The following is a 23,143-nucleotide window of genomic DNA, read 5'->3' as shown; positions in this document are numbered from 1 at the left end:
GCGTCGTGTATAGGCACATGAGCTTATAAGCAACACATCCTGTGTTTGCTGTCTGAGCGTCTGGAACTGCGGTGTGCAACCATATCACGATATGTTCCATACATATTCATTGGCGAGATAGGGTTTCATTTTGTTGCTGGTCTCCAACCATTCCCGGTAGGGATCACTGGCCTTGACGATGCCGCTGCCGGCGTAGACATGAATATGCGATTCGGTGAGCTTGACCGTGCGAATCGCCAGCGCGAAGTTGGCATCATCACCCAGGGTGAAGTAGCCAAGCCCACCGGTAAAAAAGCCGCGGTCGATTTGCTCATAGCGACGAATACGTTCGCCGCAGACGGCCAAGGGTTTACCCCAGATCGTGGCGGGTGGATAGACCGCCGCCAAGGCATCGAATACGTTAAGCCCTGCTTTTACCGTGCCACTGATCAAGCTTTTGAGATGCTGTACGTAACCCAGGTCGATTACGCTGCGCGACTCGCGCAAGTCCAATGAGCCGTTCTCACAGACCGTTGCGAGCTGTTCAAGAAAGAGCCCGGCAGCGGTTTCATGCTCCTCGAGCTCCTTCAGGTCGCTGGTGAGTTCGTGCCGATAGCGGGCGTTTTTTTCACCCTCGCTCGAACCCTTGCGAGTGCCCGCCAAGGGCTCGACAACCAGGAGGTCGTTGTCCTTGCGCAGCAGTGTCTCGGGTGAAATACCGACCCAGGCCACCTGGTCGGCCCATCGGAAGACGAACTCGTAGTGCGGGTTGGGGCGCGGTGCCACCAGGCGCAGCAGCAGCGCAGGTGAAATTGGCCGTTCGAGGGTTAATTTGACTTCACGGCCAATGACCACTTTGTCTGCATCGGTGCAGGCAAGCTCGTTCAACAAACCGACCAGATCATCGACGTAGTCGGCACACGCTGGAATATCTTCGCGTTTGATAATGCGCGGGTTGGCCGTTGGCGTGAAGTCTGCCGCAGAGGCGATGAGGCGGTCGTCGATGGCGTACCAGATATCGTCGTGCAGACAGCTGAACGTCAACTGCTCGTCGCTGATCCGGCAGAATAGGCGAGGCAGGGTGAAGACCAACGGTTCGCTCAAGTGTTCGGGATGGGTTGCGCAACGCCAGCCGCCCAGGAAAGTCGCGCAAGCGGGCAAGCCATGCTTTTGCATCAGCCATGGGCATAGCTGCTCTACGAAGCGCGCCACCGCATCAAACAACTGTTCATGGAACAATCGCGAAGCGTCCAGTGCCAGCGTCTGCGCCAGGCACACCGCCTGCTCGTGCTGCAACTGCAGGGTCAGGTGCGTCCCATCATGGGTGACCACTACGCGAAACTCACTGCCCAGGCCGACCATCGACGTTCGTACGCCGTCAGTATGCTGGCTGAACAAGCCCATGAACTCAGCGGCCAACTGCGGAAAACGCCGCTCCAATACCGGCAGCAACGCGGCGCCCAGTTCATGTGCGTTCAGGTTTGGATAAGGATTGGCGTAGCTCGACTGTTTAAGGGTATTCATCGAGACTCCCGATAGGCATGGGCCAGATGACTGCATAGCTGCAAGGTTTTTTGAAAATCGAAGAAGGGTGCCGCGTCTTCATGACGTTCAGGGGCCAGAAGACTGGAGACGTGGCTGCGAACTTCCAGGGCAATGCCACTCAATCGGCTGTCGAGGGTCCTGTGCAAACTCAGGGTCTGATCCCATTCCCGGGCGACGTCCTGGGTCAGGCTGCTGGTCGCCGGGTGCGCGGTGTACCTGTTCAGCGGGTCACATAACCAGATCACGGGCGATCGCTGTGTCTGCAGGGCGCGGATCGCTTCGCCCAATGCTTGCGTGCCATCCGCGGTATTGGCAATCAGGAGGATTTTGCCTGTTTGACGCTCAGGGTTGAGGCGCTCCACGATGTTGACCAGCCTGTGCGTATCGAACTGCCGCCCGAGGCGAAGGGCGATAGGGTTGTCCAGGCCACGGGCAAATTCCACATAGCAACTGTCGCTGAACAGATTGCACGCGTCGATCCACAGCAACGATGCGCTGGCGGCGTAGAAACCCGAGCGACGGGTACGACGTACCAGGGCTTCTTCATAGTCCAGATGCGCGCACTCATGGCTGGTATGGATCGCCGACGCCTTGGCGCGCAACCGCTGCATTGCCGCCTCAGTGGCCTCGTAAGCCCATAGCAGGCGATTGGCGTCCGGGCGCCTGGCCCAAGGCGTTGGCGCCTGGCAGTTGACCATATCGCCAAAGTAGCGATCCAGTGTGATGCCGTCGACGAGTTCCGTGGCGTCAGGTTGGGTGTGCGCATAACTGCCGGCGACCGAGCCGATTGCCAGTACCGGCAGGCCCAGCATCAATGCGAGGTAGCGGCTCAACGATTCAACCGTCTTGAAGCGTTGATCGAACGTGGCGTGGGTAACATCGTTCAGGCTTTGCTCACGCTGACCCATGAGCTGCACGAATGTGTGCCCGTCCGCTGCGTGCGCAAGTGCCCGCCGCAGCCGGACAATGTCGTCCTCACTGACAAGACCGGGCAGCCGTGACAGTTGCTTGAGCACGGCCGGCAGCTGCTTGCCTTGATAGTCAGGCATGTGCCGGCGCTCTTTATCACGCCAGCTTCCCGGTCGCCAGGATTGCGACGCGTATACCGAATCGAGATTCAACATTTCAAGCCTCCAGGCAATACTCGACATCAATGGCGATGGGTGACTCACTCAAAGGTGGCCCCACCGTCAACGACCAGGTTTTGCAGGGTTATATGGTTCGCATCGCCAGACAGCAGAAAGGCAACTACTGCAGCAATATCCTGTGGCTCGGCGATTTTTTGCAGCGGAATACCGAGTCGATATTGCCCGGGGTCACCTGCGATGATGCGCTGCTCGGTCTGCGGTCCTTCACCGGCAATGTTTGCCAGCATGGACGTGCGGGTCGAGCCGGGCGATACGACATTGCAACGAATGCCCTGAGCGGCGAATTCCAGGCCTATGCACCGGGTGAGCATCGCTGCCGCGGCCTTGGACGAACAGTAAGCACCCATGTTGATGCGCGGCGTGCTGCCGGCATTGGAGGCGACCGTAACAATTGCGCCTTGACCCCGTTCGGCCATACGAATGGCCACGGCTCTGGAGACGAAGAAGGTACCGTGGACATTCACCTCGAAGGTCGTCTGCCATTCCTCGGCTGACGTAGTGGCAATGCTTTTGGGGACCAGCACACCGGCATTGTTGACCAGTCCGGTCAGCGGGTACTGGTTGTCAATGGCGGCAATGGCCAGTTCCACTTCCTGGGGCCGGGTGATATCGACCACCTTCGGATGCAGCCTGGGTGAGCGTTGTTCATCTGCCAGCGCTGCCAGTGCCTGGGCGTTGTTGTCTAGCGCAAACACATCGGCGCCTTCCTGGAGCAGCAGGCGGGTGATGGCGGCTCCGATACCCTGGGCCGCTCCGGTAACGACAATCGACTGATGCTCGAAACGGCTCATGGATGCTCGCACTCCGTCACAGGCATCCGCGCGCTGAGCAGTTCCCACCAGGCGGTAAAACCGGGCCGTTCGGCAAGTTCCATGAAGCTCACGTCAATGCCGCGCTTGCGCCATTTCTCACTGAGTGTCAGCAGGCGAACCGAGTCGACTCCAGCCTCTTGAGGCGACTCGAATTCGGCGAGCTCCTCGGTGGTGATGCGCAGTATCGCGGCAATCTCGGCATAAAAATCCGCTATGTCGTAGATCAGCTTGCCCTGGCTCATCGTGCCTTCCCCAGGTCTGCCAGCATGTCATCGCAGGACATGATTTTGCTCGAGCAACTGGCCATATGACGTATCGCCATTTCATGCAAATCCAGAGAGAAGTCGCCCATGGCATCCGCCACCACGAAGGGCTGGATATCGCACATGAATGCTTCGGTCGCCGTGACCAGGCAACCGATGTGGGCATACACACCGCAGATAATCAGTTGGTCGCGCTGACCCTCCTGCAAACTTTTGAGAAGCGGCGATTTGGCAAAGGCGCTGTAGCGATGCTTGACCAGCACCTCATCGCGCTCGGCGGTGGGTTCAAGCCCTGCGACAATGTCCTTTGCGTTGCCTTCCTCGGGCATGCCCGGCCCCCAGAAGTCCGTCAGCAAACCGCGGTCGTCCTTGGATTGGTTGCCCGGCTGGGCGGTGTAATACACAGGAATATCCAGCGCATGGCAGCATTCCTTGATGGCGGCGATACGTTGTACGACGCCATCGATGAACGCCTTGGAGGCGTAAGGCGCCAGGAAGTAATTCTGCATATCGTGGATCAGCAGCGCCGCACGGGACGGTTCGACGGTCCAGTCCAACGGTTTGCGTTGCAGTGCCACTTCGCTCGGGGCGCGGTATTCCATGATTTTCGGGATTGCCATCATTTAATCCTTGTAGGTTCAGGTGCCAGTTAAGCCTTGGGTTTATTGGCCCAGTTGTACTCGCAGTAATTTCTTGTCGATCTTGCCCAGCGTGGTCTTGGGCAACGACGGGACCAGATGAACCTGATCCGGGACTTTGAAGGCCGCTATGCCTTGCTGGCGAACGAACGACTTGAGGGCGCTGGCAGTCAGCTGCACGCCGGGCGCCAATACGACCACGGCGCACGACACCTCACCCAGGTACTCGTCCGGCAGCCCGATGATCCCGGCCTCCAGAACGCCTGGATGAGCAAGCAGATAACCTTCTATTTCTTCTGCGGCGATTTTTTCGCCGCCGCGGTTCACCTGGTCCTTGATGCGGCCGGTGACCACCAGGTAGCCGTCATCGCGGAACACCACGACATCCCCCGTGCGGTAGAAACCATCTGGCGTGAAGGCCCTGGCATTGTGTTCCGGCGCGTTCAGGTAGCCGCGAATGGTGTAGGGGCCGCGTACCAGCAATTGCCCGGCGACACCATTGGCTACCGGCTCATCGTTCTCGTCGACGATCAGGATTTCATCGCCACTGCTGATAGGACGTCCCTGGGTACGCAATACATGCTCCTCGGTGTCGCCCACTGCCGTGTAGCAAACCAGACCTTCGGACATGCCGTAGACCTGCTGCAGCTGGCAGTCGAACGAGGTGGCAAGCCGCTCGGCGACGTCATCGCTCAGGCGCGCTCCTCCGACCTGCAGCAACTGCAGGCTGGACAGGTCATGGTCGCGGGAGGCATGCAGCCAGGCCTGGGCGAGGCTTGGAACCACCGACGTCAGTGTCACGCGCTCGCGCTCTATCAGGGCAAAGGCGGCTGAACCGCTGGGGTCTGAGGTCATGACGACGCGCCCACCGGCATATAGCACGCCCAGGAAGCCCGGCGAACTGAGCGTGAAGTTATGCCCGGCAGGCAGCACGCACAGGTAGACACTCTCGCTGTCCAGTTGGCAGATCCGGGCGCTTGCCTTGAAGCTGTAAAGGTAATCGTCATGACGGCGCAGGATGAGTTTGGGCAGTGCCGTGCTGCCGCCGGACAGGGTGATCAGCGCAGGCTCGCGCGAGCTGCGCTGCGGCCAGGCGGCGGTGCGTCCGTACAGGTTGGCGAAAGGAACGAAACCTTCGGCATCACCGACCACGATGACCTGCTTGATGGCTGGAATGTGCTGCGTGAGCTCGGTTGCGATACGCCGGTAATCAAACCCCAGCGCCTGGTCCTTGATCACGTAGGCGATCGCGCCTGAAATCTCAAAGATATGCGTGATTTCATTCAAACGATCCGAAGGCAGCGCAAACACCGGAATCGCGCCGAGGCGAAACAGGCCGAAAATGGTTTCTATGAACTCCAGGGAGTTCGGCAATTGCACAACCACTCGGTCACCGGCCTTCAACCCGAGGGTGGCGAAGCCATCGGCAATGCGGTCGGCATTGCTGTCCAGTTGCGAATAGCTCAGGTTCCGATCGCCGTCGGTAACGGCTATTCGCTGCGGGGCGAGCAGTGCGTGGCGGGTGAGGATGGCGCCGAGGGTTTCCCCGGTCCACCAGCCACTGGCGCGGTAGCGAGATTCGAACGCTTCGGGCCAGTAAGGTGCATCGAGCCCTTCGGTCGGTACAGGAGGACTGATGAGCGCCTCATGATCGTGGGCTTGCGTGCGGGCCAGGCATTCGCTGTGACTGGCCGGGCCGAACAGGGCAGTCCAGCCTGCCGGCGTGGGCGCAAACTCAGGCCACAAGGAAAGCTGGCGGGCATCGTTGGCGAGTAGGCTGAAGCGGCCCTCGACATCATCGAACGGGTTATGAAACGCGCGCAGGGCACGGGGCGCACGCACGGGCACAACCGGGTTGAGTTGCTTATAGTTCGCCAGCAACACCTGCGCCAACGGTTCGGCAAGATCGGTCACGAAATAATGCCCGCCGCCTTCGATCACTGACAGCGTCACGTCCGAGGAGTACATCTGCCAATCCTTGTAGCGCTCCTCATAGTCGGGCGTCAGGGGGTCCATGTCGCCGACGATTACATGAATGGGGGCTTGCAGCGTTTGCCGGTTCAGCGCTTCCTCGGCGAAGAAGCGCGCCGTCTGGGTGGCGTCATGCTTGGTCATGCGCGCGATGCTTGCCATGCTGGCATCGTCGAGGACTTCTTTGAATCCGCCGATCTGCTGCAGGAAATCAATAATGCTTTCACCGCTCTGGTCGGCAACCCTGGCCTGCACGTCGACCGGGTCCTGGTCCAGCAGCATGCCGCCAATGACCAGGGCCTTGAGGTCGGCGCCGGCCTGTTCGAGGCGGCGTGCGATTTCGATGGCGGTGGCGTTACCGGCGCAGTGCCCGTAGACGATAATCGGCCCGCTCAATGTGGCGAGGATTTCCTGGGTCGCGGCATCAGCGACGACTTCCAGCGCTTGCATGCCTTCGTCCGGGCGCATGATGTCGTGCCCAGGCAAGTTCACCGAGACACAGTTGAAGACACTCGACAGCTGGTTGACCAGGTTACGGTAGGCAAACGCATTGCCGCCGGCAAATGGAACGCAGACCAGGTTCAAGCGCTCTTTCTTTGCGCTCTTGTCGAACGCATGCAGCCAGTTGACCGCGCCTTGCGCCTCGTTGTCTTGATGATCGCGCAGGTAGTCTGCGTTGGCCCGGGGGGTGGGGTGGTCGAACAGTTCGGTGACCGGCAGTCCCAGGTCCCGGCAGATCCGAATGGCTTTGATTGAATCGCCGCCGATATCGAAGAAGTTGTCATCGATGCCGAGGGTGTCTATCTCCAGCTGCTCACTCCAGGCGGCCAGCACTCGCTCGTCCAACTCATCGCGTGGCGCTTGGACCTGGCGTGCGCCCGACAGGGCAATGGTCGGCAGGGCCTTGCGATCAACCTTGCCGCTCAAGGTGACGGGCAGGCGCTCTTGCACGCCGATGGCGCCGGGCACCATGTAGGACGGTAACCGCTCGCGCAGGTAGTCGCGCACCTGTGCGGTGTCGATATCCTCGCAACGGCAGGTGGCTTTGGGGACGACGTGCGCCACCAGCTTGGGATCGCCCGAGGCGTCGGTCACCACCAATGCAATGGCGTCGGACAACAGCGGGTGGCCACGCAATTGGGTTTCGATTTCGCCCAATTCAATGCGATAACCGCGGACCTTGACCTGCTGGTCGGCCCGCCCGATGTATTCCAGTACGCCACCTTCCTGCAATGCCGCCACGTCACCGCTGCGGTACATGCGCTCACCGGGAGCACCGAAAGGGTCGGCCACAAAGCGCGTGGCATCCAGATCCTGGCGATTGAGGTAACCACGGGCGAGGCCTGCGCCCCGTACGTACATCTCGCCATAACCGCCCACGGGTACCGGACGCAGCGCGTCATCCAGCACCTTGATGTCCAGGTCATCGTAGACCGTGCCGATCAGGCTGCCCTGGTTGGTCTGCACCTGTTCCAGCGTGACGAACTGGTACGTCGCGTTGATGGTCGTTTCGGTGATGCCGTACAGGTTAAGCAAGCGGGTCCGGCTGTGACCGTAGTGTTCGAACCAGGGTTTGAGCCGGCTCAAGTCCAGCGCTTCGCCGCCAAAGCACTGGTAGCGCAGATTCAGTCGAGCGGCCAGCGCTGGCTGATCGGCCTGGGCCTCCATGAAACGGTAGAACGCAGAGGGGATCTGGCCGAATACCGTCACCTGCTCCTGCACCACCAGTTCCAGCAGTTTTTCCGGGTCGCGGGTCGTGTCCACCGGTACCAGCACCAGGCGGCCGCCATGCGCGAATGCGCCCCACATTTCCCACACGGAAGCGTCGAAGATGTAGCCGTGACAGGCCGTCCACACGTCGCTGCTGCGGTAATCAAACCAGTGATGGGTGTTTTCGAACAGGCGCACGACGTTGTGGTGGGTGATGCACACGCCTTTGGGTTTGCCCGTCGAACCTGAGGTGTAGATGATGTAGGCCAGGTCGTTGGCGCGAGGGCCCGATTGCAGGTTGTCGATCGATTGCTGTTGCACTGCATCCATGCACGATGGGGTGTCGATCACCATGACCTTCACGTCGCTGCCCGAGACCAGCGCCTGGCTGGACTGGTCGCAGATCACCAGTGTCGGGCAGGTGTCCTCAAGGATGGTGGTGATGCGTTCGGCGGGTGCATCCGGGTCCAGTGGCACGTAATGCGCGCCGGCCTTCAACACGCCAAGGATGCACACAAAGGTTTGGACCGAGCGCGCCAATAGCAGCGCGACCGGTTGGGGGCTGGTTTGCCCGGTCTGGTCCTGGATCAAATGGGCAAGACGGTTGGCGCGTTGGTTCAGCGCCTGATAGGTGAGGTGTTCGCCGTTGAAGGTCAGGGCGATGGCATCCGGAGTCGCGTGCACGGCGCGCTCAAAGCGTTCGACCAGGGTCTGCGCCAGCGTATGCGCCTGGTTGACCGGGCTGAAGCAGGCATTGCCTTGGGCGTAGCCCGGGTCTGTTGCATCGTAGGCGTCCAACTGCCCCAATGGCGTGTCGCTGGCCGCGGCGAAACGTTCGACAAAGTCGATGAACCGTTGCACGTGCCGTTCAAGGGCATCGCGGCTGTACAGCGCCGGGTTGGCCATGGCAATGATGTTCAGCGTTTTATCGTCGGCCGGGGTTTGGATCAGCAGCGAGAGATCATCGGCCGGGCCTGCGCTGAGCACATGGACCTCGCCGGGAACGCCGTCGAACGACAGCTTTGCGGAGAAGAAATCGATGTTGATTTGCGGTCCGGTCAGGCGTCGGTTGTCCCCCAGCAGGTTGCAATCGCGGCGGATGTCTTCGGCCCGATAGCGCTGATGAGGGCGCATGCGGTCCAACTGTGCCTGCACGCTGGCGACCAGTTGCTCAACGCTTTGGCCGGGTTTGATGTCCAGGCGCAGCGGCAGCACATTGGCCAGGGTGCAGGGCACGTTGATTGCGCCCGTGGCGAAGCGGTTCATCATGGGGACGCCAACGGTCACCTGCCGGTAACCCGTGCTACGCCCGACAAACGCGCCAAAGGCCGCCAACAGCACGTTGACCCATTGCGAATCCATGGCCTCGGCGCGTTCGCGCAAGCTGGCCATGATGGATTCGTCCAGCCCCCGGCGATGTTGGATGGCCTGGTAGGACGGCTGAGCGACATCACTGTTGAGGCTGGCCACTTCGGCCATGTCCTGGCAGTGCTGCTGCCAGAATGCACGGTCCTGTGCAAAGGCCGGCGATGTGCGCCAGGCCTGCTCGTTCTCCAGCACCTGCCGAACGCTGCCGAAAGGCGATGGCGAGCAGAGGTCCGGGGCTTGCCCGTAGAGGTCGGCAACGCGTTTGAACAGCATGGAGAGCGCAACGCCATCCATGGCGATATGGTGGGTTTTGAAGTACCAATAGTTGACGTTGGGCGCCACCTGTAGCAGCGCGCTGGAGAAGATCGGGCCGCTCGACAGGTCAGTGGGACGGGCCAGGTCGCTCTCCATCCAGCTGCGCGCTTGCTCGGCATCCACTGCAAGCACGTTGAGCTCGACGGCCACTTGGGCGAGGATGGTCTGGGTCAGCGCGCCGTCCTGAGTCTCGTCTTCATGAAAGCGCGCACGTAGTGCTTCGATGTCGTCCACCGCCCGCTGCAGGGCGTACTGAAGTCGCTGGGGATCGATATCGCCGCTCATTTCGATATAGCTGGCAACGTTGTAGGCAGGGCTTTGCGGATCGAATTGATGCCCCATCCAGATCGACTGTTGGGCAGATGTCAAAGCAGTGGTGAATGAGGCTGACATGCCAGTTTAACTCCGGTCGGAAATGGTAAATGCAAGAGAGGTCATGCCTTGGGCAAGTGCTGCTGGCCTTTCACCGCGTCGAAAAAACGCTCGCACAAATAGCTGCGCTTGGACGGGTCGACTTGAGCGTCGATCAGCACCGGTCTGTCCATGTTCAAGGCTTCTTCCAGGTGCTGGCGCAGTTCGCGGCCCGTGGTGGCGGTGAACGCCTGGACTTGCAGGAATTGCCCGGCTGCCGAGAAGCTCATGGGCATCTGTTCGGTCAGCGCAATATCTGCCGCATCCGAGGAAAGCGAGGCCCAGCGTTGGTTGTTGAGCACAATCACGATAGGACTCAGGCCGAATTTGGCGGCGCGCATCAGCTCGTTGCCGGTCATATGAAACGCACCATCGCCCACCAGCACGATAGGCCGCTTGCCTGTACCCAATTGGTAGCCCATGGCGCCCGGCACGGCGATCCCCATGCTCATGTACAGCGGCGAGGTCAGAACGTCGGCAGGGAACATACCCAGGGACATGAAGAACACGTCGCCGCAGTCGACCACCAGCTGGGTATCCGGTTGGGTGACGAAATGACGGTTGAGCTCGTTGATGATGTCGAAGGGCGTCAACGGGCTTTCTTCTGAGGGGTAGAGGCTGGCCGGCGTCGGTACGATGAAGTCCTTTTGCGTCTCAGTCAGTGGTGCCAGCGGTGTCTTGGCGTTGTGGATCACATCGCTGAAGGCAATCAGGAACTCGGCGGTGGACGCGTTGAAGTGCTGACGCCCGACGCTGATCTTGCCGTCATCGGCGTGGATCAAGCGGCCCTTGGCGATATGACTGGCGATGCCCATGTTGACGTCAGAGTTGGGTTCGCCGATGAGCATCAGTACATCGCATTTGGCCAACAGCTCACGGGTAACCCGAGAGGGTGACGCAGGCCCGGCATAGATGCCGCGGTAGTTGGGGTGCGAAACGGGGATGCCGCCTCGGGACATCGGCGTGGCCACCCACGGCATGGCCAGGCGCTCGCAGACGCGCATGGCCAGGTCCGTCAGCCCGCGCCGCTTGAGATCAAGCCCGGGCACGAACACCGGATCCCGGGCTTTGCGCACCAGCGCGTAAGCCAGCTCCGCGGCCTGGCGAGCGGCCTGGCTATAGCGCGTCGAGGGTTCCAACGGCACCCGACGGGCAGGGCTGTAGCGCACCCGCGCCTGGAACAGGTCTCGGGGAATTTCGATATACACCGGCCTGGAGTGAAGCACCGCCAGGGCCACGGCTTCGCGCAGTTGCTCCAGCACCTGGTGCGGGTCGGTCACACAGACCTGGTGCACCGTAATTTCCTTCATGATGCGATATTGGGTCTGGTGATCCACGATCGTGTGGTGCAGGAATAACGGCGCCTGACGCTCACGGGTACCTGGGGAACCGGAAAACACCAGCAATGGCACGCGCTCTACATAGGCCTGGGCAATGGCGTTGGTGGCGTTCAGCACGCCTACGCCGTAGGTGAAGCACACGGCGCCGGGCACCCCTTTGCCGACGGCATAACCCAACGCCGCCAGCGTGGTGCCGTACTCATGGGACATCGTCCTGAGTGCAAGCCCCGGCGTGGTCAACAGCTCACGTGACAGCTGCATGGTGAAGTCGCCGGGAATGCAAAACAGGTCATCGATCCCGCTTTCTACCAGCACTCGACCCACCAAGTCGCCCAGACTGACCTCCTCGGAGGCCAGGTTGATGTGGGTGGATGGGAGGTCGGTCATCGTTGGGCACCCTGATAGACCGCCGCCAATAATTCCTCATCCAGGTAGTTATCGAAGGAGTAGGCCAATGGCGCGAGGGGGAAAGCCTGGAGGAACTCCTTGATCTGCTGCGCGACCTTGGCCGGCTCGGTTTTCTTGAAGTACAGGTCGGCGATGAAGCGTGCGACCACTTCGAAATCTTTCTCTTTCATGCCACGGCGTGTCATCGCCTGAACACCCAAACGGATGCCATGCACGCCCGGTTTTCCGGGGATTTCGATATTGGTGGAACGAATCCCGCCGGCATGCAGGCTGTTGACGCACAGGTCGAGTGCTTTTTGCAGATCACCCACGGCAAAGTGCACTTGGTGGGTCTGGGTGAAACCGAACGACTCTCCGGTCACATCCAGCCCCAACTCATGCAGGTGACGGGCCAGAGTCTTGGCATTGCTCACGATCTGCGCGGCATAGTCCCGGCCGAAGAGTTCCATCTCCTTGAATGCCACCCACATCGGCGGCAGTTGTTCGGCGTGGCAGTTGCTCTGCAAATGCGGGCAGACCCACAGCGAGGTGTCTACCAGCAGGGGATGCTGAGCCGACTTGAAGCCGATATAGCCTTTTTGCGGGCCGGGAATCGTCTTGTGCGTGTTGCCATGGACGATGTCGGCGCCACAACTGAGGGGAGAATCAAATACGCCGCCCATGATCAGGCCGCCGTCGTGGCTCATGTCGTACGTCAGGGTGCAGGAGTCGGGCAGCACGCTGCGGATCTCGGCCAGCGGCTGCCAGCGCAGCTTGAATGATTGATCGAGAATGACGATACGGATATGCGGGTTGCGCCGCACCATCTCATCGAGTTTGGCGACGTCAATCAGCAGGCTGGTCGGGTTCACCGGCAGGTGGAAAATCTCGATGCCCATTTTCTGTGCCAGGCTCTCCAGCGCAAAGTGGCCGCCGTCGCGGTGGGCAAAATGGACAAAACCTTCACCCGGTTTGCACGCCGCGAGCATCAGAGCCTGCTCGGCCGTAGAGCCGCCGTTGGGGCGCCAGTCGAAGGCCTGCGCGCCTATCAGTGTTTTACCCAGGTCGCGCACTTGATCGGCGATGGCATTCATGTGACCCGGTTCCGGGAAATGCCACTCGCCTGCGGGTACTTCAAAGGGAAACGAGCAATGGTAGAACGCACCGGCTGTAGAGCCGGATGTCAGGCGCACCAGGGCGCTGGGATAGTTTTCGTTCGCCGTGAGGCTCAGGCTGTCCTCACGGTACTGGTGGTCCTTGCCCAGGGTTGAGCTCAACCAATCGACGATCTGGGCGGTTTGTTGTTTGACATTGCTCATTGGGTTTTCTCTGCGCTTGAGGTGAAGGCGGATGGGCTGGCTTCGTAAAGCGACTCGCGGGGGCCGCCAATCACGTCGTATTCGATCTGGCAGGCTTCATCGATGATCAGCCCGTAGAGTTGCTCGATCAGGGATTCGCGGATGTGGTGCCGGCGACCCCGCACCTTGCAACGTTCGACGACCTGGACCACGCGGTTGGGCTGCATGACGGCGGTCTGGTGATCTTTTTTGCTTTGCGCTACCTCTCGAATGAGGCCCAGACGCTGGCCGAGCAAGTCCACCAGTTGATCGTCGATGTGGTCGATCCTTTGGCGGTAGTCCGCCAGGCTTTCAGGGGCCCCCTCAATCGCCTTCGGCGCCTGGTCAAGCTGTTCAAACAGGTGACGACTGGTATTTTCAAGGCCCGGATTCAGTGGCTTCAACGCGTTTCTCAGCATCGCCATCGACAAGTGATAATCCAGGCGCGAGTCGGTATTGACCACGTCGTCCAGCTTGCCCAGCTGCGCCAGCATGCGACTGCGTATCTGCTTGGAGTAGGGGTTGTTCGATTGGATTTCCCAATACACATCGGGATGGTTTTTAGTCATGCGTGCCAGCAGCGCGAGCATGACCTTGAAGGGGGGCGGGGCGAGTTCGAACAAATCCGTCAGAGGGGCGGCGGACTCCTCCAGCGTCAAACCGAATCCCATGACCAACGCGTGGCCAAGGGTCTGCAGGTATGCCATCGTCCGGTCATGCTCGCTGGCGGTCATCTGGAAAACATTCGCTGGCCAACTGTGCAACCACTCGACAAGTCGTGCCACGGCGTCACCGTCGCGATAGGTCACCACGGCTACAGGTCTGCCGGCAGGATCCAGGTCGCCGGAAAACATCGGGTTGATGCCGACCATGGGTTGCGCTACATCCAGCGTCGCGACGAAGTCGGCGAATTCGCTCTTGATCGACAGGGTGTCGACGATCAGGCAATCGGAGCGTAAAGAGGGCAACAGCTGCGGCAGCGCTTCGCTCAGGACGTTCTGGGCCAGCGCCAACACGAGGATTTGAGCATCACCCAGTCGCTGCTTCATTTCATTGCCGGGACGCAAGACATCGCCCTGGATAACCGTGTGGGGCTGCGCCGATTGATCATCGACGGCAATATCAATACCGGTGACGCAGTACCCGGCAATGCTCAGTTGATTGGCCAGTAACTGGCCGATTGAGCCGAGTATGCCGACGACAACGGCATGACGCTGCGGGGAAGGAAGGCTCATACCGATGTACTCCTCAACTGTGTGACGGCCTCGACAACGCCGCTGGCCTTGACGATGGTCTCGATGTATTCGCCCAGTGGGTCAGAGAGCGAGGTAATTGCGCCGCCGACGCCGAAGCGGGCGACCTGGGCGTGGACGGTGATGGAGCGAATCATGATGTTGAGATCGCAGGCGCCGCCCAGGCCAAACCAGCCGAGCGAGCCGGAATAGGCGCCACGTGGGCCCTCTTCGAGGCGGTCGATGATTTCCATCGTGCGTTTCTTCGGCGCGCCGGTCATCGAGCCTCCCGGAAACGTGGCCCGCACACAGTCAACCGCGCAAAGTGATGGTTTGAGCTGCCCGCTGATGGTCGAGACCAGTTGGTGCACATGGGAGTAGGTTTCGACCGCAAACAGCGCTGGCACCCTGACCGAACCGATGGTGCAGACCTGCCCCAGGTCGTTGCGCAACAGGTCGACGATCATCAGGTTTTCTGCCCGGTCTTTTTCGTCACCGCGCATCTGTTCGATCAGTTCCTGATCTTCCTCGGCGCACCGCCCGCGCGGCCGGGTGCCTTTGATCGGCTTGGCTTCCACTTGGTGATGCCGGTCGATTTTAAGAAAACGTTCCGGTGACGAGCTGATGATCTGAAAGTCGGGGATCGAAAAATAACCGGCGTGAGGAGCGGGCGTCAGCTCGCGCATTACGCAATAAAGGTCGAAGGATGAGTCGGCGAACGCAAACTCGATCAAGTTGGTCAGGCAGACCTCATAGGTCTCACCGTCAATGATCTCGCGCTGGGCCTCGTTGATCTTGTCGATATAGCGCTGCTTGGAGTGCCGTATGCAGGCGTGCTCTTGTATCCACGCTTCAACCTGAGGCAGTGACAGCTTGCGTTGACGACTGACAGGCTCCGCCACCCGGGGTTGCTCGCGCAGTCGCGCCTGGACCTGATCGAACCAATGGGCCGCATCTTGCCGGTCTTCGTCATGTTCAACGAGGTACAGCAGGTAACAGCGCTGCTCGGCGTGGTCGAAAGCAATCATCCGGGTTGCCAGGATGAAAGCGGCATCGTGTGAGTCGGATGTGTAAGCCTGAGCGCCGAGGGTTTCGCACTTGAGTTCGTAGCCCAGCAGGCCGACGTACCCGAGGTTGAAGTCAAATGGCAACGAGTGCGGCTGTTCGCAGTGGTAATGGTTGAGGCGCGCGGCCATCAACTCAAGAAAGTCCGGTGTCGACTCCCAGGTGATGCCGTTGCTGCGTTCAACGCGCGCGCTGTGAGCGGACGTGTCATAGGTGATCGTTTCGGCAAGGCGGCCATGGGAATCGCCCATAAAGGAGAAACGCGAAAAACCTGGTTTCACCACGCTGCTTTCGAGAAAGAAATGACGCGGCGAAGCAAGAAACTCGCTGCGAAATACACGCAATGGATCGGGGTTGTAATCAAGCGCTCTGACTTCGACATCAAAGGTCGTCATTGCCCACTCCTGATAGTTGTGATGCCGGCATCCGGCAGGTTTAGCGGGGTAGACGCTCGAGCTTGTGCCGATGCGCGATGTCTCGAAAGTTGCGCAGCAGGTCGAGCCCGGAATCGGTACAGATGGATTCGGGATGGAACTGGATGCCGTAGAGCGGTCGTTCGGTATGGCGGATACCGTGGATCATTCCGTTTTCATCCCACGCGCTGAGTTCGAAGGGCCCCTTGAGCGCCTTCACGACGAGGGAGTGATAACGAACCACTGGCATATCCACGGGGAGGCCTTTGAACACGCCTTCATTGTTGTGGCGTATCTGTCTGACCCTGCCATGCATGGGCTCCGGCGCATGGTCCACGTCCATACCGTGCACGTGCGCCATGCACTGATGCCCGAGGCAAACCCCCAGCAAAGGCACATGTGCATCGCGGATCACGTCTTCACTGATCCCCACGTCTTGTCGGCGCTTGGGTGTGCCCGGGCCTGGAGATACGATGATGCAGTCATAGCGGCCCAAGTCGATATCATGGGGCGACGCATCATTGGTAAAGACATCAGGTTCTTCCCCCGTTACTTGCCCCATATATTGATAGAGGTTGTAGGTGAAAGAATCGAAGTTATCGATGATCAAAGTCTTGAACATGGGGCCGGCTCTCGTTTCTTAACGCTCAAATCGTGACATAGTTACGATCTGAAAAAGCATCTTTAACGCTGTCCAGTTCTAATACGCCGATCTGGTTGAGCAGTCGGTAGATACGTTGCAATATCGATTTTTTCATGCGTGCCTGATCCGTCGAGAAGTGCGGATCGGATTCATGAATCACTTGTTCTGCCTGTGCCTCGGACAAACCGCAATGAGCGAGTATCTTGCGTTCGAAACCACGGCTGAGGTCGGCCCCGAGAAAATCATCCAGGTAGGCCGGTAGCATGAGACCGAAGTGTTCTTGAGTTTCACGAGGAAGCTGTGGCCAGCGCTCTTTCATCAGATCCGCGAAAAATCGAGAATGGCGGCCTTCGTCGCGTACATGGTCCATCATCAGTGTAGTAAACGACTGAGCCAACTCCCGCTCACGGCCCAAGTTGGCAACTTCATCGGTCAATACGTTCTCGGCGAGCGTGACGGCCAGCAATTGAAAGTCCATGCGCATACTTTCCGGCAGGCTGGCATAGGCGCGCGCGGTGGCATCAAGTTTTCGATTGGTTTGCGGCACTTCCAGGGGTTCAATGGCGCTTTTTTTCTTCATCTGAATGATATAGTCAAGCGCAACATGAGCATGGTAGCCCTCGTCAACGATCACCGTCAGCGCCTGCAATTTGGCCGCATCATTGATATCTTTAATATTGTTGTGAAGCATGTCCAGGCAGCACTGGATAACGAACTTTGTTTCGAGTAAGCCGACGCCGTACAAAAACTGATAAGCCGCCTGAGTCAAGATATACGAGCGTACCTGCGGGCCCAGCTCCAGCACCAAGGGGTGCTCGCAAATAGAGCAGCGCGCCACTGGATAAATAAGCTGTTCGCTGCTGTAGTCGGGCACGAGAATGCGCGGGGTTGAGCGCACGGTCGCTTTGGCGTACCACGTGTCGGTAATTTTATTCAGCAATTGAGATTCAGGCATGACGGCCCTCCAGGGAATGAGACACGAGGCGCGACCAGAGTCGCGGTCGACAGTGGTGTGTCTGTCAGCTAATAAAAAAGGGGCGAATCACGAGACTGTTATCCACGACGCGAAAATCTTCTTTCCGTCGGAGTGCGTGACCTTCCCGACACGGCTGGCATGTATGCCGACATTGCGCAGCAGCCGTTCAACGCCCAGGGGCGACACGGTAATTAACTTGTTTGCGCCCTGGCTGGCGGCGCTCGCCAGTGTTTCGCGCATCAAGTCGATGGCGATATCGGAAGAAAACTGAGACGCCACTTTTTTATTTCGCACGTCGAAATCCATTGCCGCGAAGCGCGACAATTCCAGGACAGTTTCCGAATGGGGCGGTGTTTCGCCGCTTAACAACTCGGGAAACACTTCGCTCAATAAGTAGGGGCGGGTGGTGCTGAGTAACCGAGCAGTGCCGATGATGTGGTCATCGTCGTTCTGAGCAACCACATAGACGGTGTCGTCACGATCAAACTGATCATATTCGAGACCGTCGGTGCAATTAAGCTTCCAGCCCAGGTGTTCAACGAACACTTTGTGACGATAGTGTCCTATCGCAGTCATTACAGCGGGCGGCAGTGTGGATGATGTTCCGGTAATGAAGTGCACTTTTTATCACCTGGCGAGAATCTGCCGGGCAATTAGATATAAAAATGGCTCGCGGGCCACCTACCATAAATCGTAGGTTGCCCGAATTCACACAGCGTGCTAGTTTCGTTCCTGCCATGATTCTGGCGCTGGAAAACGCTGTTTTATTGACACGCCGAGTATTCGATCACGGATGTCACACTAATAAACCCAGCATGGCCGCACGCACAACGGCAGCGGTTTTATTGCAGGTTTTCAGCTTGAGAACGGCATTTTTAATATGAAAGTCGATCGTGTTTTTAGACACGGTAAGAATGTCTGAAATCTCGCCCGCTGATTTTCCATCGGCGGTCCATTTGAGGACTTCCAATTCACGAAACGTCAGGTTGGGATCTTGTTCTTTTCGATGACGATGGGTAATCGCTCTCGACAGCGAAGAATGAGCAATGGACACCAGCCAGATAAGTTTGCTTTGAATATCCGCCAGTTCTGATGGGCTCAGTGGCTGCGCGCACCTGGACACGCTGAGCATACCGCCGGCGCCAACCAGATCGATGTGCGACTGCGACCAACCTACTTTAATGCCATAAGCATTCGCCTCCTCCCACAGTTCTGGGGCGAGACGAAAACTTGACGCACTCCAGACCAGCGGATCCTGCGTGCGCCGCCCATGCAGTACAGCGGGATCACTCTTGATGTAGTGAGCGGCGCTGTAGCGGGCTCTCCACGCATCAGGGTAATTGTCGAGGATAATGACCTTGGGCGCGGTCAATGGCAGAGGCAGTTGCAGTCCATAAGCGCAGTGGTCAAAGCCGAGTTGCTGCGCAGTGGCGGTAATTTTTTTGAAGATGCTTTGTTCACATATGTCGAACTCAAAAATGTTCCACATATCGCCTTTCCATGTATTCATCAGACCTCCTTGTCTCTTTGCCTCAACGGCAAGTCACGTTTTCTGGGACTGTGCCTTGCTCCGCGTTACCTGGTGGAGGCGCCGGGAGCGGCATTGTGAGCGACCGTGCATGCAGCCGATTAGCCCATCCTTATTTTTTTTCAGCAGCGCCCGAATGGCGCAGATCTGACCCAGCACCCATGCAGCTTTGAAATGTTTAGAAACATCGCGGCGAAGATACTATCAACGGGCTGTGCGCACTAGTGAAACTATAGAGTCAGGCAAGTGATGCGCCCGGCGTTGGCCCACGTGTGTTTGTGGCAGACCGGTACTGCTTCGTGCACGAGATTAGGCTTTTGAATCCATTCGATATTCTGTAGCCTTGCGCAGCTTCAGCTTTACCCGTGCTTGATGAATACACACTTCGTCCGGCGGCGCCCGAAGGGCTCCAGAGCCGGTGGTACACTCGACTTTCGCGCTACTGCGCCTGCAGGTCTTGCGAACATGACGCATATTTCCGAACGCCTACTGGTTCAAGCCCACTTAGACGCCAAGCAGCCCAAGGCCCTCAGCGTCGACGAAGAAGCGAGCCTGCGTGCCGCCATTGCCGCCGAGCTGAAAGCCCAGGACGCGGTGCTGGTTGCCCACTTCTATTGCGACCCGGTGATTCAGGCCCTGGCCGAAGAGACCGGCGGCTGTGTTTCCGATTCCCTGGAAATGGCGCGCTTCGGCGCTGCCCACCCAGCCAAGACCGTGCTGGTGGCGGGGGTGCGGTTCATGGGCGAAACCGCGAAAATTCTGACCCCTGAAAAACGTATCCTGATGCCGACCCTGGAAGCCACCTGCTCCCTGGACCTGGGTTGCCCGGTGGATGAATTCTCCGCGTTCTGTGACCAGCATCCCGAGCGCACGGTGGTGGTCTACGCCAACACCTCGGCAGCGGTCAAAGCCCGTGCCGATTGGGTGGTGACGTCCAGTTGCGCGTTGGAAATCGTCGAAAGCCTGATGGACAACGGCGAGACCATCATCTGGGGCCCGGACAAACACCTGGGCACCTACATCCAGCGCCAGACCGGTGCCGATATGCTGCTGTGGGACGGTGCGTGCATCGTCCACGAAGAGTTCAAATCCAAGCAGCTCGAAGACATGAAGGCGCTGTATCCGGACGCCGCGATCCTGGTGCACCCGGAATCGCCGACTTCGGTGATCGAACTGGCGGACGCCGTCGGTTCCACCAGCCAGTTGATTGCGGCAGCGCAGCGCCTGCCGAACAAGACGTTCATTGTCGCCACTGACCGCGGCATCTTCTACAAGATGCAGCAGTTGTGCCCGGACAAGGTCTTCATCGAAGCGCCTACCGCCGGCAACGGCGCGGCGTGCCGCAGTTGCGCGCACTGCCCGTGGATGGCGATGAATACGCTGGAGCGTACATTGCAGTGCTTGCGCGAGGGCAGTAACGAGATATTTGTGGAGCCTTCGGTGATCCCGCAGGCGGTGCGGCCGCTCAAGCGGATGCTCGACTTCACCCAGGCTGCACGCCTCAAACTGGCCGGCAACGCATAGCCTGAGGTCAACTGGGTAAAAATGTGGGAGGGGGCTTGCCCCCGATAGCGGTGGATCAGTCAAGATATCGGGTGACTGTCACACCGCCATCGGGGGCAAGCCCCCTTCCACATTTTGGTCTTCACTTGGCCGGCGGTTACTTCTTTTGCTTCGGGATACGCACCAGTTGCGTGTCCGAATAGATGTCATGCCAACTGCGCTTTTGCTTGTCGAACAGCGACCAGATAAAACCCAGCCCCACGCACAACCACGACGCAATCGACACCACGAAACGCAACAGCGCCTGCCACAGGCTGATGCGCGTGCCGTCGGCGTTTTGCACGCGTACGCCCCATACCTGCATGCCCAGGGTCTGCCCGGAATGGGTCCAGAACTTGGCGAAAAAACCAAACAGCACAAACAGCAGAATCGTCGACAGCAACGGGTCACCGTCCAGTGCGCCGGACTCGGTAAGTGCGCGCATCTTCGCCTCACCCACGAAGGCGATCCACACCAGCTTGTAGATAAAGGCGGTGACGATCAGCAGCGCGGTGCACAGCAGGAAGTCATAGAACATCGCTGCCAGGCGGCGGCCCAGGCCAACGGCGGGGAACTCGCCCTGAGGGCGCAACAGGGGTTTGGACATGGCAGGGCTCTCTGCTGAAAACCTGCAGTTTACGCAATGATCCCCATAAAAAAGCCCCTGACGTCATATCAGGGGCTTTTTGTCGCAGGAAGGATCAGGCTTCTGCTTGTACTTCGTCAGCTTGCATGCCTTTCTGGCCTTGCACAGCAACGAAAGTCACTTTCTGGCCTTCTTTCAGACTCTTGAAACCGTTGCCCTGAATGGCGCGGAAATGCACGAACAGATCCGGGCCGCTTTCTGGAGTGATAAAACCAAACCCTTTCTCGTCGTTGAACCACTTGACGGTACCGCTCTGACGTTCAGCCATTTTCTTCTTTCCTTTGACGCTAAAAATTAATGACAGCCCCTTTCACATGAAAGAGTACTGGGCTGGGTTGCAGGAAAGTAAGAGACGTCGAACGGGTTGTAGCGTTACTACTTCAGCTACTGCCCAGGTCCAGGTTCCAAGCGACCCATGCAAACACAGTGGAGAAACTCTACGCCAACTAATATGAAAAAAACAAGCCCTGCCAGAAAGCCCGATTTTGCTTGGGCTGATGACAGTTTTTTGAATAAAATGGCGCTGGCATATTCGATAGGTAGACTCACTTGTTATAGGAGGATCCCCATAACAAAGACTATCGGCTGTGCACTGTTATATGGCGATCGCGTTACAGTTTAGTGCACGCAACGCAATCGCGTTACTTATGGAAACAGTCAGTCAGCCACGGAAGTAACGTTGCGGCACAAATGGCATTTTACTTACACGTAATGGCACCTTTTTCCCACGCACCAGCGCAGAAACCTCGGTATCCAATGCCACAAATGCACTGTCCAGGTAACCCATGGCTAACGGGGCGCCCAAGGTTGGACCAAACCCTCCACTGCACACGCTACCGATCACGGTGCCGTGCGCGTCGACAATCTCTGCACCTTCACGCACCGGCGTACGTTCCTGGGGCAGCAAGCCGACGCGTTTGCGGCTTACGCCGGTTTGTTGCTGGGTGAAGATCCGGTCTGCGCCGGGGAAGCCGCCGGCACGGGCGCCATCGGCACGCCGAGCCTTGGAGATCGCCCACAGCAGGCTGGCTTCGATCGGGGTGGTGTCGGTGTACATGTCATGACCGTACAGGCACAGGCCGGCTTCCAGGCGCAGGGAGTCGCGAGCGCCCAGGCCGATCGCCTGCACTTCGGTCTCGGCCAGCAGGCTGCGGGCCAGGCTCTCGGCATTTTCAGCCGGCACGGAAATTTCGAAGCCGTCTTCACCGGTATAGCCGGAGCGGCTGACGTAGCAGTCCACACCCAGCAAGCGCAGGGTGGCGAATTGCATGAAGGTCATCTGGGTGACTTGTGGTGCCAGGCGCGCCAGTACCTTCACCGCCGCCGGGCCTTGCAGGGCCAGCAGGGCGCGCTCTTCGAACAGCGGCTCGACGCTGCACTGATCGCCGATGTGTTGACGCAAGTGCGCCAGGTCCTGGTCCTTGCACGCCGCGTTGACCACCAGGAACAGCTCGTCGTTGCCCAGGTTGGCCACCATCAAGTCGTCGAGAATGCCGCCCTGTTCGTTGGTGAACATCGCGTAGCGCTGCATGCCCACCGGCAGGTCGATGATGTCGACCGGTACCAGGGCTTCCAGGGCCTTTGCGGCATTGGCGCCGGTCAGGCGGATCTGGCCCATGTGCGACACATCGAACAAGCCCGCCTGTTCACGGGTGTGCAGGTGCTCTTTCATGACGCCCAACGGGTATTGCACCGGCATGTCGTAGCCGGCGAAGGGCACCATGCGCGCGCCCAGTTCGAGGTGCAGGGCGTGCAATGGGGTTTTCAACAGGGTTTCGGTGGACATGTTCAGCTCCTGAAACTTATTTTTCGAGGCCGACTCGGTCAAGTGTGGGAGGGAGCAAGCCCCCTCCCAGATTTTTTGACCCCTTTCA

General features: G+C 59.0%; 18 protein-coding genes and 1 pseudogene. 1 reads left to right on the top strand and 18 read right to left on the bottom strand.

Going from position 1 to position 23,143, the window contains the following annotated elements; translation table 11 throughout:
* Window positions 1-84: 84 nt before the first annotated feature.
* From BOP93_RS21180 to BOP93_RS21120, 15 genes and pseudogenes are all read right to left on the bottom strand, one after another.
* Window positions 85-1,503, bottom strand: coding sequence for a chorismate-binding protein (locus tag BOP93_RS21180; RefSeq protein WP_157943536.1), 1,419 nt, complete (start codon window positions 1,501-1,503; stop codon window positions 85-87).
* Window positions 1,500-2,648, bottom strand: coding sequence for a 3-deoxy-7-phosphoheptulonate synthase (locus BOP93_RS21175; protein ID WP_257791294.1), 1,149 nt, complete (start codon window positions 2,646-2,648; stop codon window positions 1,500-1,502). The genes BOP93_RS21180 and BOP93_RS21175 overlap by 4 nt, the downstream gene beginning before the upstream one ends.
* 44 nt (window positions 2,649-2,692) lie before the next feature.
* Window positions 2,693-3,463, bottom strand: coding sequence for a 2,3-dihydro-2,3-dihydroxybenzoate dehydrogenase (locus tag BOP93_RS21170; RefSeq protein ID WP_104504542.1), 771 nt, complete (start codon window positions 3,461-3,463; stop codon window positions 2,693-2,695).
* Complete coding sequence (locus tag BOP93_RS27710; RefSeq protein ID WP_205885773.1) at window positions 3,460-3,726, bottom strand: hypothetical protein; 267 nt, start codon at window positions 3,724-3,726, stop codon at window positions 3,460-3,462. The genes BOP93_RS21170 and BOP93_RS27710 overlap by 4 nt, the downstream gene beginning before the upstream one ends.
* A complete protein-coding gene (locus BOP93_RS21165; RefSeq protein WP_124424801.1) occupies window positions 3,723-4,367 on the bottom strand; it encodes an isochorismatase family protein in 645 nt (214 codons plus the stop codon). The genes BOP93_RS27710 and BOP93_RS21165 overlap by 4 nt, the downstream gene beginning before the upstream one ends.
* Before the next feature lie 42 nt (window positions 4,368-4,409).
* The gene (locus BOP93_RS28315; RefSeq protein ID WP_430758802.1) at window positions 4,410-6,023 is read right to left on the bottom strand and encodes a (2,3-dihydroxybenzoyl)adenylate synthase; all 1,614 of its coding nucleotides are present in this window, start codon (window positions 6,021-6,023) and stop codon (window positions 4,410-4,412) included.
* Window positions 6,024-6,065: 42 nt separating this feature from the next.
* Window positions 6,066-10,142, bottom strand: a pseudogene (locus BOP93_RS21160) (amino acid adenylation domain-containing protein); the annotation flags it as partial.
* A 41-nt stretch (window positions 10,143-10,183) separates the two neighbouring features.
* Window positions 10,184-11,887: a thiamine pyrophosphate-binding protein gene (locus BOP93_RS21155; RefSeq protein WP_104504540.1), complete on the bottom strand. Its 1,704-nt coding sequence runs from the start codon at window positions 11,885-11,887 to the stop codon at window positions 10,184-10,186.
* Entirely contained in the window at window positions 11,884-13,206 is a 1,323-nt protein-coding gene (locus BOP93_RS21150) for a hypothetical protein (protein ID WP_065949345.1), read from the bottom strand. The genes BOP93_RS21155 and BOP93_RS21150 overlap by 4 nt, the downstream gene beginning before the upstream one ends.
* Complete coding sequence (locus tag BOP93_RS21145) at window positions 13,203-14,459, bottom strand: chorismate mutase (RefSeq protein ID WP_104504539.1); 1,257 nt, start codon at window positions 14,457-14,459, stop codon at window positions 13,203-13,205. Before BOP93_RS21145 ends, BOP93_RS21150 begins: the two co-directional genes overlap by 4 nt.
* On the bottom strand, window positions 14,456-15,916 hold the full coding sequence (gene pabB, locus BOP93_RS21140; protein ID WP_104504538.1) for an aminodeoxychorismate synthase component I: 1,461 nt from the start codon (window positions 15,914-15,916) through the stop codon (window positions 14,456-14,458). Before pabB ends, BOP93_RS21145 begins: the two co-directional genes overlap by 4 nt.
* A gap of 40 nt (window positions 15,917-15,956) precedes the next feature.
* Entirely contained in the window at window positions 15,957-16,556 is a 600-nt protein-coding gene (locus BOP93_RS21135; RefSeq protein ID WP_104504537.1) for an anthranilate synthase component II, read from the bottom strand.
* Between the two features lie 25 nt (window positions 16,557-16,581).
* Window positions 16,582-17,532 (bottom strand): diiron oxygenase, encoded by a 951-nt coding sequence (locus tag BOP93_RS21130; RefSeq protein WP_104504536.1) that lies wholly within the window; start codon window positions 17,530-17,532, stop codon window positions 16,582-16,584.
* 87 nt (window positions 17,533-17,619) lie between these two features.
* On the bottom strand, window positions 17,620-18,174 hold the full coding sequence (locus BOP93_RS21125) for an acyl-homoserine-lactone synthase (protein WP_205885772.1): 555 nt from the start codon (window positions 18,172-18,174) through the stop codon (window positions 17,620-17,622).
* Window positions 18,175-18,349: 175 nt separating this feature from the next.
* The gene (locus tag BOP93_RS21120) at window positions 18,350-19,063 is read right to left on the bottom strand and encodes an autoinducer binding domain-containing protein (RefSeq protein WP_104504534.1); all 714 of its coding nucleotides are present in this window, start codon (window positions 19,061-19,063) and stop codon (window positions 18,350-18,352) included.
* Between the two features lie 483 nt (window positions 19,064-19,546).
* Between BOP93_RS21120 and nadA the strand changes: the two genes are divergently transcribed.
* Window positions 19,547-20,605 carry a quinolinate synthase NadA gene (gene nadA, locus BOP93_RS21115; protein ID WP_104504533.1) on the top strand — a complete coding sequence of 353 codons (1,059 nt, stop codon included), beginning with the start codon at window positions 19,547-19,549 and terminating at the stop codon, window positions 20,603-20,605.
* Between the two features lie 136 nt (window positions 20,606-20,741).
* Here the strand turns inward: nadA and BOP93_RS21110 are convergent, their stop codons facing one another.
* From BOP93_RS21110 to gcvT, 3 genes are all read right to left on the bottom strand, one after another.
* The gene (locus BOP93_RS21110) at window positions 20,742-21,230 is read right to left on the bottom strand and encodes an RDD family protein (protein WP_104504532.1); all 489 of its coding nucleotides are present in this window, start codon (window positions 21,228-21,230) and stop codon (window positions 20,742-20,744) included.
* A gap of 94 nt (window positions 21,231-21,324) precedes the next feature.
* The gene (locus tag BOP93_RS21105) at window positions 21,325-21,537 is read right to left on the bottom strand and encodes a cold-shock protein (RefSeq protein ID WP_027902257.1); all 213 of its coding nucleotides are present in this window, start codon (window positions 21,535-21,537) and stop codon (window positions 21,325-21,327) included.
* A 393-nt stretch (window positions 21,538-21,930) separates the two neighbouring features.
* Window positions 21,931-23,055 carry a glycine cleavage system aminomethyltransferase GcvT gene (gene gcvT, locus BOP93_RS21100; protein WP_104504531.1) on the bottom strand — a complete coding sequence of 375 codons (1,125 nt, stop codon included), beginning with the start codon at window positions 23,053-23,055 and terminating at the stop codon, window positions 21,931-21,933.
* Window positions 23,056-23,143: the final 88 nt, after the last annotated feature.

It is taken from the genome of Pseudomonas orientalis (assembly GCF_002934065.1).
GTDB lineage: Bacteria > Pseudomonadota > Gammaproteobacteria > Pseudomonadales > Pseudomonadaceae > Aquipseudomonas > Aquipseudomonas orientalis_A.
This window is presented reverse-complemented; position numbering and strand designations above follow the sequence as displayed.